Raw genomic sequence first — 13,331 nt, forward strand, 5'->3', positions numbered from 1 at the left:
AATTAAACCAGATCGAATCCAAATCGGATTTTCGAAATCCGATTCCGGTCGATCCTTAGCCAGACCGGCGGAAAGGAGAGAAGCATGTCATCCAGCCCACTTTTTGAACAGGCACTCGACGAACTCGAACGTCTTCAGAAACTGTTAGAAGACCATCATCTGCCTTCTCAGATTGCCGCCGACCTGCAGCTTGAGATTGACCAGAGAACAAAACGCCGCAAGGATGCAGCTGCTGTTTCTTCCAGAACGCCGGAGCGTACGCGGCGAGCCGCCGCTCCGGAACCGCCTCAAACGCATCCGACGCGGCCAGTTTCCCCAAAACCACAATCGGAAGAAGCGTTTTTCGCCCAGCGTGAACCGCAGCCGCCGGTCCACAATGAACAGGCTGTTGAGCACAAACGGGCTGCTTTTCAGCCCCGGGCGGAATTTTCAAAGCCGTCCGATTCGCAGACACAGTCGGAGACGGCTGCTTCCAGATCCGATGAGCCGGTCGAATCGCCCGTAAAACGAGGAAAACCTTCCGTTTCTTCCCCTTCCGCTTCACCGAAAAATCCGCTGGCGTATGCGGATCTGCTTGGCATCGCGTTTCCTTCCAATGGAGAAACGTATTTTGTCCGTTCCCAGAAAGGCTTCTTTTATCAGCCCTGTCCGATCCGTCTGCGGCCGGGCTGCCCGTACTTTCAGAAAAACGCCAAGCCGGAATGCAAAACCTGTACCGTTCGGCCCGCTATTTCGCTTGGACGAAGAGAAGTGCTCAATCATCTTCACGGACAAAGTGAAATCGGGCTTTCGCCGTTAAGCCAGGATGGTCACATTGCCTACGCCTGTATCACGATCGAAAGCGGCCAGGGGCAGAAGGCTGCGCTTGAAGTTCAGAGGGCAGCTAAAGCGATTGGACTCGATGTTCTTTGCGAAGAACGCAAGGAAGACGGTGTTTTGTCGTGGCGCATCTGGTTTTTACTCGCGATGCCGGTGGACGCCTCCCGGGTTTCCCGCTTTTTGCGCGCGTTTCTGATCAACGGGTTTGCCAAAGGTGAGCTCAGGGATCTGCGCTTTCTCGATCAGACGTTCCCGCGTATTTTTGTCAAGGAACAGCCCAAGGAGCGGGGAATGGCGTTGCCGCTTCCGCTGTTTGGCTGGCTCGATGAAGCGCTGCGAAAACAGGGAAGAGACGCCGATCGGTATTCCATTCTGATCGATGAAAAAGGCGAAGAAATTGCCGATCCGTTTGCGCAGATACAGTCGATTACCCGTGTGGAACCGGCCCAGATGGAGGCGCAGATTCGCGAATGCACCTCGCGCAAGCGGGAAGAACTGTTTGCGGGCGATCCGAAAAGCGAGCCGGACACGATGGAGTCCATGCGCCTGATCGCCGCGGACGACGATCCGTTTGTATTTGCGCCTTTGCAGGAATCCGGCGTGATCGAAGTGATCGAAAAAGGACGGATCTGGGTGTGCGCGGATGCGCTGCCCGCTTCTGTACAAAATCAGATTCTGGCGATGGGCAGCTACTGGAATCCGGCGTATCGCTCGCAGAAAAACAAGTTTGCGACCGGACCGCGCATCGTTTCGCTGGCTAGACGCGAAGCGCATGGACCGCAATCCGGTTCACAAAATGCCGATTCTGAAAATACTGAAAACAAAAACAATACGGGACTGGGCACGCGCTGGATTTCGCTGCCCCGTCATTTAAAAGCGCCGCTTCTTTATCGGCTTTCTCAGGCTGGAGCGACAGTGGATCTGCAGGACTGGGAAAGCGAAGGGCAGTCGGTTCCGATGGAATTTAACGGCGAACTTCGTCCGGAACAGGTGTCGCTGGCTTCCGCTCTGTATCAGAAAGGGAGCGGCATTCTGGAAGCGGCAACGGGGACCGGAAAAACGGTCATCGGCGCAGCGCTGATCGCGCAGATTTCGAGAAGCACGCTGATTCTGGTCAATTCCAAGGAAATCTTGCAGGGCTGGGTCAGTTCGCTGAACCGCTTCCTGCATTTTTCCAGTCCGGAATGGGAAAACTGGAAGGCGCCTTCGAAAAACTATCCAGGAAAAATCGGGGTGCTGCAGGGCGCTACGCGTTCGCTTTCTGGGCGCGTGGATGTGGCCATGGTGCCTTCGCTGGTCCAGAAGGAAAATCTCGAAGAACTGCTTTCCGGCTATGGCGTCGTCTTTGTGGATGAATGCCATCATGCCGGCTCGCCGTCCTATCAGAAAGTACTCGACGCGCTGCAGGCCAAACGCGTATACGGTCTGAGCGCGACGCCAAAGCGGACTGACGGCCTTTCGACAAGCATGTTCTGGCAACTGGGTGAAATCGCGGCTTCGTTCAGTTCGAAAGATCAGATGGCCAGTCAGACGTTCCACCGTCTGATCTGTCCGCGCTTGACACCCTTTGCGGGAAGCGACGCGGAAAACAATGACTTTACCCGTCTGGTGCAGGAAGCGGCTTCGCATCCGCTGCGCAATGAAATGATCGTGCAGGATATCCGCGAAGCGCTCGATAACGGGCGAACCGTTCTGGTGCTGACGCGCTTTATTGAACATGCCCATACGCTCGCTCGTCTGCTGGCCCCCGGAGACGATACCGAACTGTTCGTCTACGCGGGTGATCCCAAACGCAAGCAGGAAAATACAAGACGCCTGCGCGAACTCGAAGATCCCAAAGTACGAAAAGATAAGAAAGTCGTGCTGATCGGCACGTATGCGAGCATCAGTGAAGGCTTTGACTTTCCGCTGCTCGATACACTCATGCTTGCGCTGCCGATTCGTTCGCAGATCACCATTTCACAGTCGATCGGTCGAATTCACCGCCAGACGCGAAACAAGCAGATTGCCATCGTCTACGACTATGCCGACGTGCAGAACCGCATGCTGGAAAGCATGTATCAGGCAAGACTGAAAGAGTACGTCAATCAGGGCTATCAGATCGGCGAAGTACTCGATGAGCGAAAAGGCACGTCTTCGGGAAAGGTGTACCGGACAGAAGACTACATTTCAGCCTGTGTGCGCGATATCCGCCAGGCGAAAAACGGGTGGCGCTCTGTATGCGCGCCTTTGAGGATGAGCAGCTGCAGACGCTGATCGATGTGGCCGGTCAGAAAGCGCTCGAAGGCGTTCGCTTTGATCTTTTGTCGAAAACGCCTCCGATGAACAGGTACGCCGCATGCGCAATGCGGGTTTCCATGTTCATTTTCACGACCGCATCGTCGCGTGCTGTCTGATCGTGGATCAGGAAATTGTCTGGTACGGCAACGTGTTTTCTTCGCAGGCGGCCTCTTCCGGCATTGTGCGGATGGTGTCGAGAAAGGATGCCAACGAGCTGCTCGAAGCCAGACGCCGCGAAGAAATCCGGCAGCTCAGTCTCCAGCATGCTCAGGCTTCCCAGTCCTGAGCGTAAAAAGCAGGCGCTCCAAATACGAAAACGCAACAGAAGGGAAGTACGAAAGGCACGTTTGCCGGTCGATTTTGACGGCGTGACCTTTGTCTTCCCTTCTTTTTCTTGAGCGTACCCGCTTGGTATAATGAAAGCGTCCTGTCCAGAGTCCGAGCACGCAGGCAAGCAAAGAGAAAACCGTGTTCATAAGAGCCCTGGACAGATTAAGTGGAGGAAATAAAACTAATGGTTATTGATCTTGACGATATTGTGGATGCCATTCAGGGCGGAAGCAATTCGGTTGAGTATTATCTCAATACCCGTACGGGAGAAATCATCATGCGTGATGATCGTCTTTCCGTAAGAGAGCTCAACGACATCGATGATGAACTCGACAAAGTCTACGATTCCATTTTGCTGATCCCGACATCCCGCGATGCGGGCGACATCCGCATGATGCGTGAATTTACGTGGACACTCCCGGACGGTCAGGCCAAGGACGCGCTGACGACCGCTTTAGGCAACCGCAAAGGCATTTTCCAGCGTTTTCGCAACGCGCTGAACAGTTTCAACCTGCTCAACGACTGGTATGAATACGAAGACGACCGCTACATGGAATTTGCACGCAACTGGTGCCGCGACAACGAAGTCGCTTTTGAAGAAGTCCCGAAAATTGTCTATCGCCGTGCGGTGCGCAGCGATGTGAAAACGATGGTTGAACTGCGCAAGAAAGAACTCGGTCTTGCGCCGGAGGACGATTCGTTCGATTTCGAACTCGACCGCTACTTTGCAGCGCAGATGCGAAACGGCGCGTTGTATGAAATTTTCGCCTGGTGGAAAAACCGTATCGTCGCGTGCGGCGCCATCGCCTGGGTCTTCACGCCGCCAACACCCGAACTGCCCGATGGCCGCAATGGCTATCTGTGCAACTTCTGGTGCGATGAAGAAGTAAAGGGAAACGGCTACGAAAAGGAAATTCTTTCCCGTCTGCTCGAAGAGGCAAAACGCCGCAAGCTGCCGGTTGTCCGCTCCTATGGACTGGATGCAGAACTCGTTGAATCCTTTGGCTTTAAGCCCGAAGACGATGTTCGCAAAGCCGTTCTGAAACTGAAATAGAAACGAGATTTTTAACGATCCATAAAAATAAAACGCCGCAGGCGGAAACTGCTGTTTCCGCCTGCGGCGTTTATCGTTTCAAAATTTCGATTCGATCTTCGAGCCGGATTTTTCAGGCCCGGTTTTGCATAGGAATCTTCGGTCTGGGATTATTCGTGAGAGTTGCAGCATCCGCCTTCGTGGTCATGATCGTCGCCGTGGCAGCATCCGCCTTCGTGGTCATGATCGTCGCCGTGGCAGCATCCGCCTTCGTGGTCATGATCGTCGCCGTGGCAGCATCCGCCTTCGTGGTCATGATCGTCGCCGTGGCAGCATCCGCCTTCGTGGTCATGATCGTCGCCGTGGCAGCATCCGCCTTCGTGGTCATGATCGTCGCCGTGGCAGCATCCGCCTTCATGGTCGTGATCGTCACCGTGGCAGCATCCGCCTTCGTGGTCGTGATGGCCGCCGCATCCGCATCCGCCGCCTTCGGCTGGCGCGAATACCATCAGTTCGCCGTTCTGCAGATCGACAAAAGCGTCATCGCAGTATTTGGCGGTATCTTCATCCATCAGCACTTTGATGCCGTTGATTTCCACCGGCTTGTCGCCTTCTTCGTAGCGAACCATCTGGAAAACGGGTGCTGCGGAGCAGCAGGTCTGATGAAGGGTAGCCATCAGTCCGTCTGCATGGTTTTCTTCCAGCATGGGTTTCAGCACGTTAGCGGCTGCATCTGTAATTGTTAACATATGTTTCTGCCTCCATTTCTCCTCTATTTTAAAAGAGTTTCGGTTCAGGCGCTCGGTTTAGCCCTGTCTGTTTGAAATGTTTATAAGTCATAAAACAGAATGAGTGTCAAGAAATATTATTATGGGAATGTGGAATATTCTTACGAAATAAGGGGAAATACAGGCAAATGGGGTTCAGAAGGGGGTCTGGACGGTTAAGATGAAGGTGCGAGGTAATCTATATGAAACTGATCACCCTCAGACAGCTTGAAGCACAGGCGCGCACCGGGGACGGAAAAGCCTGTCTGGCCTTGTACCAGGAGTATTCCAACAACACCCGGGATGAAAAACCGCCAGAAAGTGGCTGGATCTCGCTCTCGATTACGATGAGCCGAGAGCCCAGTTTCTCGAAGGCGTGTATTCGATGAAAGTCGGCGAAATTGCGCACGGCGTACAGTTTTTGAAGCTGGCCGCTTTTAACCGCAATACCGACGCCATGAATGTCCTGGCGATGTACTACCTGGGAAACATTCACGGAATCAGCCATACGGTCATTGATCTGGAGCTCGGGCTTGATTATCTCTATCAGGCCGCGAACGGCGGATGTCCGGATGCACAGATTGTTCTGGGAAAATGTTTTTATCTCGGAAAATGGGTAAGCCGCAACAAGTATCTTGCCCGCTACTGGATGGAAAAAGCCGCAAAGGCCAAAAGCCGGCTGGCCGCACGCATGCTCGAAGACATGCAGGCCGTCAGTGGCGCGCTCAACTGAAAAAGCAGTGAATACCGTCTGAACCCCGAAAAGCGAGACTTGATTTTTAAGTCGGCTTTTCGGCTTTTGTTTTGGGAAAAAGGCGCCGACATAAGGGGATTGAATGTTGTTGAGAGCGCGTTCAGAACGATGGTTCCATACAATCCGCAGACGAAGGTGCAGACGAGAAAAAGGGACGGTTCGGACGACTCTTTTCTGGTGCTATACTTCAAACCATGAACGAAAATGAATCGCGCCGTCTTTTTCTGGACGGTATGAAAACTTCGATTCCCATTGCACTTGGCTACTTCGCCGTCAGCTGCGCCTACGGCATGGCAGCCATTATACAGGGCATGACTGTAACCGAGGCGGCGATCACTTCGCTGATCAATCTGACGAGCGCCGGACAGTTTGCGGGAACGACGCTGATCTGCGCGGGCGCCAGCCTTTTGAGCTCATTCTCACCGAGCTGATCATTAACGCGCGCTACTTTCTGATGGCGATTTCGCTGGCGCAAAAATGCGGCGGATCGGTGCCTCTTGGCAAGCGTCTGCTCATGGCGTACGGGATTACCGATGAAATTTACGCGGCGGCCGTTTCCAAAAAGGAAAGCTGTCCTTTGTCTGGTTCATGGGGCTGGTCGTCTTGCCGGTCATTGGCTGGACCGCGGGAACGATTGCCGGCGGACTGGCGAGCAGTCTGCTCCCTCAAAATCTGGTCAACGCGCTGGGACTGGCCATGTATGGCATGTTTATCGCCATTTTTGTACCGGCGGCCCGCAGGAAAAAGCCGTGGCGATCTGTGTCCTGCTTTCCATTGCGCTCAGCTGTCTGTTTGCCTGGACGCCAGGTCTGAAAGAACTGTCCAACGGCTATGTGATCGTAATTGTGACCGTTCTGGCTTCCGCATTCTGTGCCTGGAAATTTCCAAGGAAGGAGGACGAACCGCAATGAGAACGGCCGAGATGTATACCGGCATCGCGGTCATGGCACTGGTGACGTATGTCATTCGCATGATTCCGATGGCCCTGTTTTCCAGGCCGATTCGATCGCGCTTCTTTCAGTCCTTTCTCTACTACGTACCGTACGCCGTCCTTTCGGCGATGACCTTTCCCGGCGTTTTTGCGGGTTCGCTTTCGACTGCCGTCTGCTCGATCGGTGTACTGGCCGCAGTCATCAGCGCCTGGTTTGGCGGCAGCCTGCTTCAGGTGGCCTGCGCCGCAGCGGGCGCAGCCTGGATTGCGGGACTCGTTCCCGGTCTTTAATAATTCAGCTGGAGAGATCCAGACTGCCGGATCTGGATGGAATCGCCTGCAGAAATGGATGCTGAAAAGCGATCGAAATTGAGACAGAAAAGGCGAAGGCTTACGCGGCTTCTTCCCTGTGGGAAGAGGCATCTGGCGTAAGGTCCTTCGCCTTTATGTGTTTTGTTCTGGGCTGTTCTGGAGAATATTTTGAAGTTCTTACTGGTTTTGCGCCCGGTTCATGGTGCGCTTCTGCGTCTCGGGAAGGAAATGGACCATGATGAAGCGGTCATACAGCCAGTAAAACAGCATCGCGAACAGAACGCCGGCAATCGTCAGTCCAATGCGCAGAATGACCGCGTCTTTCAGACCGTACAGTCCGGCCGCCAGCGACAGGGCACCAAAGCAGTTGAGCATCGTCTTGTGCCGGTATTCTGAACACAGGCCCAGACACAGACCGCCGACCGGACCGAGCAGCGGATACAGCTGGGGCGGAAGAATTTTATAGACGACATAAAACAGCAGGGAACCGGCGATGACGCCAAGAATCCGGTCGCGCTTCTTTTCGTGAATGCGGTTTTCAATCTGCGCATCCGAAAGCAGGGAGCCGCACGCAAAGCCGGCCCACATGTAGCGCGGAACGACAAAGAGCGAAAAGATTGTCAGAAGCAGGCTGACACCCAGCGTCAGAACGCAGCTGCCACTGGCACTTGTAGTTGTACAAAGTGAATTCATGAAAGACCATGCCAAGCGTCCGGTCCGGATTGGCGTTTCGATGATTGCGCCACAGCACGATTGCACAAAGGACATAGCCCACAACCGTCATTTCCAGACGGCCGATCAGATCTTGTCCATACACCGGATTGCCGCAAAGAAAAATGTAGGCAAAGGAATACAGGCCGCCGTTTCCAAGCGACGGATTTTCGCACGTCAGGGCGATGATCAGAAGCAGGGCGCAAAAATGAATGACAAACGTCAGCAGAGGACTGGGGCGGAGCGAAGCGAGAATCGGCGCGCCAAAAAGCAGGGCGAACGCGACAAACATCGCAAACAGGGAATCCTTGATCCGGTAGCCGAAGCCGACAAACCGGCTCGCCAGTAAAATGCAGAAAATGGAGACCGCCATGGAACTGTTGGCCGAACCGAAGAGTGCCGTCATAAGACCGATAAAGGCGATCGCAAAGACAACGATCAGAAGCGAACGGACAAACATAGCCAGACGCCATCGGCGCTTCTCTTCGGGCGCGTCCGTTTTCGCGATCATGGCGCGGATCGCGGCCGGATTATATTGAATCATCTGATAAAGGTCATGGAAGCCTCCTTTTCTCAAAAGGGCATCGAGAACGTTCCAGAAGGCAGCCATTGAATACACGTTGAATACAAAGGTATGGAATCGGTATGAAAAGAATGTACATTCTCGATACGTTCATCGTTCCGTTTCATTGTAAAACCACGGTAATAAAAATCGAAAGGGATACCCGAACGAGAATGGACGGCGTAAAGGGGGCGAGTGGAAACGGGTCAAATCGGGCTTGGTCATTCCAATCGACAGCCCTCCCCGTATAATGGAGGAAACAAAGGAGCTTTTATTTATGGTAAAAAAGACCACCTAGCATATTTGAAAGTACTGATCAGCACGTGTCTGATGGTCGGTGCGAGCATCGGTCTGTGCTTTTATTCCGCCGGTGCGTTTTACAGCCCGCTTTCCGGCGGCCTGGGCATTTCCCTGGGTCAGGCTTCGGCCTCGACGACCTGGATGCTCGTATTCATGGCGCTCAGCGCCCTGGCCGTCCCGTTTCTGCTGCGCAAGCTGCGGCTTCTGGACCTGCTTTTGATCGGTACCGCGCTTTGTGCCGGATCGGTTCTGATGATTGCCTTTTCCGTGAACGTGGCCTGGGTTTACATTTTCAGCGCCATTACCGGAATCGGCGCCGCGCTGATCGGCATGGTTCCGGCAAGTACGATCGTCCAGAACTGGTTTGTGAAGCATCGCGCCGGAGCGACATCGATCGCGCTGGCGGGATCGGCACTCGTGGCGGCGCTGTTTTCTTCCGTGTTCAGCTTTTCCATTTCCATGTTTGGCTGGCGCATGGGCTTCGTTCTGGAAGCTGTCCTCATTCTGGTGCTTATGCTTCCGGCGCTGCTCTGGAAAATTGATCTGACGCCGGCGCAGGCGGGCATGCAGCCGTATGGACATGAACAAGGCATTCCCGCAGAACCGGATGCGCGCAAGCTGTCCAACTCGGTTTTGTGGACATTCGCGCTGATCGCGATTCTGTCCGCCATTCTGATCGGTCTGCCGATGCACTTCTCTTCGCTGGCCGCCTCCATTGGCCGCACCACTTTGCTGGGGGCATCGATGCTGACGTATGCGATGCTTGGAAACCTCGTTTTCAAGCTGGTCGGCGGCTGGCTGTCCAACCGTCTGCAGCCGGTATGGACGATCGCCATTCTCGATCTCTGCTCGCTGATCGCTTCGATCGGCATTCTGATCTGCATTCTCAGCGGCGCAAGCGACGCCCTGTCCTGGCTGGCGTTCTTCCTTGGAAGCGTCTTTGCGTTAAGTGAACTTTCTCTGCCGCTGCTCGTTTCCGCCAATGCGGCACGCCGTCACTTCTCCGCGTTTTACGCCGTGCTCAACTGCCTTTCGACGATGACGACGGCTCTGTCGATCATGGTGATCGGCTACATGTATGACGGCCTGCACAGCTACGTATGGATGTACGTTCTGGCCATTGCAGCGGAAGTCCTGATTCTCTTCCTGCTCTGGCTGCTCATCCGCAGCGCGAAAAGCGACGATCTGGTCACCAATGCGACAACCCGCTCGCTCGTTCTGAAGCTGCGTGACTGGGAAAACAAATACCGCAGCGAACGTTCCCGCAAAGCGCAGGAACGCCGCCGCAAGGAAGAAGAACAGAAAGCGTATGACGAAGAAATGAAGCGTCAGGATACGCCATCCGCCATGCGCGCGCATGTCGTGGCTTCTTCCATTGTCGTACCGTCCGAAAAGGAAACGGAAAAGAAAACGCCCTCGAAGCCGAGCACGAAGCGAAAGAAGCTGCTGAAGTGAACCCGTTTGAAGAACCGGCCGACGCCAAAGAAAACGAACCGGTCGATGCCGAATACGTGGAACACGAAGGCGCAGCGCCGGACGAACATTCGCATACGGAAGACGAGGAAAAATCCAAACCGTCCGCCAAACCGGCAGACGAAAACGCTTCGGATCCCGCTACAGAGGAAAACGCAGCGCCTGCTGACGCTTCCAGATCCGAAGACGAAAAGAAAGACTAAGATTTCTCCGTTTTTAGTGGGGTAAGCGAAGACGAAGCGACTTTTCGTTCTTCTTTACCAAGCAAAACGTTTTAGAAAAACAACAACGCCCTGGCTTGCCGCAAAGCCAGGGCGTTTTCAATTTCTGCAGTTCGGGTTACGCGAGGTAAACCCCTTCGGCAGAGGAAAAGCGATCCGCTTCCGGGATACGTTTGCCCGGACATGCGGATCGCTTTGTTATTTTGCGTATTATTTCTCGCCCTCTTCGGGAAGAGGAACGGTGACGATGCAGCTTTCATAGGCGTTGATGACCGCAGTCTGATCGATCACATAGCGGCGGGGATAGTCGCCGTAATTGAGATGGATGTGGCCGTGAAAGAAAAACTGCGGATGGTAGCGTTCGATCAGCCGGCCAAAGCCTTCAAAGCCGGTATGACACGGATCCTTGCCGTCGTAATGGCCGGCAGCCGGGGCGTGGGTGACGAGAATATCAAATCCGCCATGTTTCCAGAAGAGCGGCCAGAGCTTGCGGATACGCCGGTCCATTTCCTTATTGGAATACTGATGCGGGCCGCCGTTGTAAAACATCGATCCGCCAAGGCCTAAAATGCGCAGGCCTTTCCAGACAAAGATTTTCTCGTCAATATCCACGCAGCCTAAAGGCGGATGGGAGGCGTAGCCGAGATCGTGGTTGCCTGGCACGTAAAGAACATAGCCGTCAAAGCGGTCGGCGATGAATTCAAGGTAGCTGGCGGGCAGATCACCGCAGGAAATGATCAGATCGATTCCCTCAAACGTTTTCGGCGTCCACAGGCGGAAATACTGGGGAACGACTTCATCGGAAAGCAGAAGAATCTTGGCGGATTTCATGAGCGATCCGGGCTTTCCTGAAGGGAGCTCTTCCTGGCGTCGTTCGAACGATCCGGATTCTGGACATCCTCTCTGTTTTCAGCCGCTTCCGGATGGGCCTGCGCCTTGCTTTCAGAACTGTCGGCTTCCTCCAGATCCAGGCCGTGCAGGGTGACGAGCTTTTCGGCTTCGGGCATCAGATTGTCTTCATCGGGCAGATAGCCGATAACGCCGTCCACAAACCAGTCCATATGCGCGATTTCTTCCATGCTTAGCGACTGGAGGCGATCGCGCTCGGAGGGCACGCAGGCGAGATCTTCAAAGACGAAGAAGCGCTGATCGGCAATATCGTCGCGGATCTGGCTGATCAGTCTTCGCGTCTGCAGAGGCAGATGATCGGAAAACTGAATGTCCATCAGGCCGTTGGAAAGGCCGAGCCAGTAGTTGATGGACGGGGTGTTGTGATGAATCTCGTCGCTGCGGTACGTGCGGTTGAGAATGGAATAAATGATGCGGGTGTAAAAGACGTCCCACTTCTGAGCGACTGAAGAAATTTTGCAGAACTGGCCGCTGCGCACGTCGAACAGGCCAAACTGACGGCCGGAGCGGCTGCGCAGATCGAAATCCTGACCGCCGATGAAGATCAGGTCGATATCCATCGGAAATTCCCGGTTGGTCGCCGAATGGGTGGTGGACCAGTCGAGATACACTTTTGCATCGCTGCGCACCGCTCTGGCTCCGAGCGCGAAGGCGTTGATGTCGGCGATGGCGCCGAAAATCGGGTAGTCGGCAATGTAGCCCAGACGGCCGTATGTGGAAAGGGCGCCGGCGGCCATTCCTTGCAAGTACTGGATTTCATAGCCGCGGGTGTAGTACGACCGAACGGCTGTGTTTTCCGGATTGAGCGAGCAGTTCAGGAACTTGATCTGGGGATAGCGGGCCGCAAACGCGTTGGTTTCCGGAAGTTCAATCGGATGGCTCGTAAAGACGACGTTCGCACCCCAGCTGACCGCTTCGCTCAGCGCGTCTTCGATTTCATAAGCCGTATTGACGTCGTTCCATATGCGGATGATGACTTTGTCGCCCAGCGTTCGCGCCATTTTTCAAAGGCTTCTTCGTGGGCTCTGGCCCAGACGCTGTTTTGCGGATCGCCGGGCTGAATGAGCGCGGCTTTGACCGGCTCGCTTAAAAGGAAAGAATCGGCTTTCGCTCCGATACATCGCTGGCGGTGAGCAGGGCGGCTTTCAGGCCGTGCGGATATAACTCGATGGCGGGAAGCAGTACGTCAAATTCCTTTTCCATTTCCGCGTGCGTCTGAACGCGGGAGACGTCGCTTCCAAATACTTCGAGAAAGAGCAGGAAGGCATCCGAGGCGGTCGCTTTGGTCCGCTCAGGAGCCCGTTGAACAAAAATACCTTCAAACTGCGCGTACAGGGCAAGCAGATCGTCCCGGCGCTGAGCGGAAAGCGGGTGGGACTCGCTGACATCGAGCAGCTTGAGCAGCTTTCGATAGTTGCGCTTGCGGCTCATGAGCAGCGTGGAAATCCCGGTCAGTTTTCGAAACTGAAGATACGCCTCATACAGGTCGCCGTCTTCCATCCCTTTGGGATCGAGAATCAGCTCGGTAATGCGCGCCCGGATCAGCGGATTGCCCAGGGCTTTTGTGACGGAAACGCGCTTGTTGCCTTCTTCGACAAAAAAGCGGCCGTACACTTCGTAAACCGTAATGGGATCGCGAAGGCCTTCTTCCATGGCGCTCGTATACAGATTCATCCACTTCGCCGCAAATTCGCTGTTTTCTGCCAGAAGCGGCATGAAATTAAACGCGAACGCTTCGGTACGGCTGGCATGGACGGTACCGACGATATGGCTGACCTGAATTTCGTGCTCGTGCAGTACCTGGCGCGAGACGACCTGGAAATTTTGAGATACGGATCGAGTACGGGCAGCGTCGGATCCAGACCGGCTTCTTCGCGCCGGGCGGTTTCGGCCAGCGCAGACTTGCGGGTGCGGGCATAGGCTTCGGAT

The 13,331-nt window shown here is 54.5% G+C and carries 17 protein-coding genes and 1 pseudogene; 12 read left to right on the forward strand and 6 right to left on the reverse strand.

Annotated features, from left to right (window positions below):
* The first annotated feature begins 84 nt into the window (after nt 1-84).
* From KWG61_RS03810 to KWG61_RS03825, 4 genes are all read left to right on the forward strand, one after another.
* The gene (locus KWG61_RS03810; protein ID WP_242744989.1) at nt 85-3,075 is read left to right on the forward strand and encodes a DEAD/DEAH box helicase; all 2,991 of its coding nucleotides are present in this window, start codon (nt 85-87) and stop codon (nt 3,073-3,075) included.
* Nucleotides 3,039-3,215, forward strand: a complete 177-nt coding sequence (locus KWG61_RS03815) for a hypothetical protein (protein WP_242744990.1) — start codon at nt 3,039-3,041, stop codon at nt 3,213-3,215. The genes KWG61_RS03810 and KWG61_RS03815 overlap by 37 nt, the downstream gene beginning before the upstream one ends.
* A 2-nt stretch (nt 3,216-3,217) precedes the next feature.
* Entirely contained in the window at nt 3,218-3,385 is a 168-nt protein-coding gene (locus KWG61_RS03820; protein WP_242744991.1) for a hypothetical protein, read from the forward strand.
* Between the two features lie 228 nt (nt 3,386-3,613).
* On the forward strand, nt 3,614-4,483 hold the full coding sequence (locus KWG61_RS03825) for a UPF0158 family protein (RefSeq protein ID WP_230266587.1): 870 nt from the start codon (nt 3,614-3,616) through the stop codon (nt 4,481-4,483).
* Nucleotides 4,484-4,632: 149 nt separating this feature from the next.
* Here the strand turns inward: KWG61_RS03825 and KWG61_RS03830 are convergent, their stop codons facing one another.
* A complete protein-coding gene (locus KWG61_RS03830; protein ID WP_242744992.1) occupies nt 4,633-5,211 on the reverse strand; it encodes a hypothetical protein in 579 nt (192 codons plus the stop codon).
* Nucleotides 5,212-5,432: 221 nt separating this feature from the next.
* Between KWG61_RS03830 and KWG61_RS03835 the strand changes: the two genes are divergently transcribed.
* From KWG61_RS03835 to KWG61_RS03855, 5 genes and pseudogenes are all read left to right on the forward strand, one after another.
* Nucleotides 5,433-5,618: a hypothetical protein gene (locus tag KWG61_RS03835; protein ID WP_242744993.1), complete on the forward strand. Its 186-nt coding sequence runs from the start codon at nt 5,433-5,435 to the stop codon at nt 5,616-5,618.
* The gene (locus KWG61_RS03840; protein WP_242744994.1) at nt 5,615-5,962 is read left to right on the forward strand and encodes a hypothetical protein; all 348 of its coding nucleotides are present in this window, start codon (nt 5,615-5,617) and stop codon (nt 5,960-5,962) included. The genes KWG61_RS03835 and KWG61_RS03840 overlap by 4 nt, the downstream gene beginning before the upstream one ends.
* Before the next feature lie 311 nt (nt 5,963-6,273).
* Nucleotides 6,274-6,488 (forward strand): annotated as a pseudogene (locus KWG61_RS17050) (AzlC family ABC transporter permease); the annotation flags it as partial.
* Between the two features lie 244 nt (nt 6,489-6,732).
* On the forward strand, nt 6,733-6,894 hold the full coding sequence (locus tag KWG61_RS03850) for a hypothetical protein (protein ID WP_242744996.1): 162 nt from the start codon (nt 6,733-6,735) through the stop codon (nt 6,892-6,894).
* On the forward strand, nt 6,891-7,205 hold the full coding sequence (locus KWG61_RS03855) for an AzlD domain-containing protein (RefSeq protein ID WP_230266591.1): 315 nt from the start codon (nt 6,891-6,893) through the stop codon (nt 7,203-7,205). The genes KWG61_RS03850 and KWG61_RS03855 overlap by 4 nt, the downstream gene beginning before the upstream one ends.
* A gap of 198 nt (nt 7,206-7,403) precedes the next feature.
* Here the strand turns inward: KWG61_RS03855 and KWG61_RS03860 are convergent, their stop codons facing one another.
* Nucleotides 7,404-7,814 (reverse strand): FUSC family protein, encoded by a 411-nt coding sequence (locus KWG61_RS03860; RefSeq protein ID WP_242744997.1) that lies wholly within the window; start codon nt 7,812-7,814, stop codon nt 7,404-7,406.
* On the reverse strand, nt 7,765-8,547 hold the full coding sequence (locus KWG61_RS03865) for a hypothetical protein (protein WP_242744998.1): 783 nt from the start codon (nt 8,545-8,547) through the stop codon (nt 7,765-7,767). The genes KWG61_RS03860 and KWG61_RS03865 overlap by 50 nt, the downstream gene beginning before the upstream one ends.
* Nucleotides 8,548-8,802: 255 nt before the next feature.
* Here KWG61_RS03865 and KWG61_RS03870 point away from each other — a divergent pair, with 255 nt between their 5' ends.
* Entirely contained in the window at nt 8,803-10,254 is a 1,452-nt protein-coding gene (locus KWG61_RS03870) for an MFS transporter (protein WP_242744999.1), read from the forward strand.
* The gene (locus KWG61_RS03875; RefSeq protein ID WP_242745000.1) at nt 10,251-10,475 is read left to right on the forward strand and encodes a hypothetical protein; all 225 of its coding nucleotides are present in this window, start codon (nt 10,251-10,253) and stop codon (nt 10,473-10,475) included. Before KWG61_RS03870 ends, KWG61_RS03875 begins: the two co-directional genes overlap by 4 nt.
* A 228-nt stretch (nt 10,476-10,703) precedes the next feature.
* On the opposite strand, the gene KWG61_RS03880 is transcribed toward KWG61_RS03875, so the two are convergent.
* From KWG61_RS03880 to KWG61_RS03890, 3 genes are all read right to left on the reverse strand, one after another.
* Nucleotides 10,704-11,324: a metallophosphoesterase gene (locus tag KWG61_RS03880; RefSeq protein WP_230266594.1), complete on the reverse strand. Its 621-nt coding sequence runs from the start codon at nt 11,322-11,324 to the stop codon at nt 10,704-10,706.
* Nucleotides 11,321-12,403 (reverse strand): BMP family ABC transporter substrate-binding protein, encoded by a 1,083-nt coding sequence (locus tag KWG61_RS03885; RefSeq protein ID WP_242745001.1) that lies wholly within the window; start codon nt 12,401-12,403, stop codon nt 11,321-11,323. Before KWG61_RS03885 ends, KWG61_RS03880 begins: the two co-directional genes overlap by 4 nt.
* Before the next feature lie 85 nt (nt 12,404-12,488).
* Entirely contained in the window at nt 12,489-13,118 is a 630-nt protein-coding gene (locus tag KWG61_RS03890; RefSeq protein ID WP_242745002.1) for a hypothetical protein, read from the reverse strand.
* A 33-nt stretch (nt 13,119-13,151) separates the two neighbouring features.
* Here KWG61_RS03890 and KWG61_RS03895 point away from each other — a divergent pair, with 33 nt between their 5' ends.
* Nucleotides 13,152-13,322: a hypothetical protein gene (locus tag KWG61_RS03895; RefSeq protein ID WP_242745003.1), complete on the forward strand. Its 171-nt coding sequence runs from the start codon at nt 13,152-13,154 to the stop codon at nt 13,320-13,322.
* The last annotated feature ends 9 nt before the right edge of the window (nt 13,323-13,331 follow it).

The sequence above is a fragment of the Allobaculum sp. Allo2 genome, from assembly GCF_022701175.1.
In the GTDB taxonomy this organism is placed as follows: Bacteria; Bacillota_I; Bacilli_A; order Erysipelotrichales; family Erysipelotrichaceae; genus Allobaculum; species Allobaculum fili.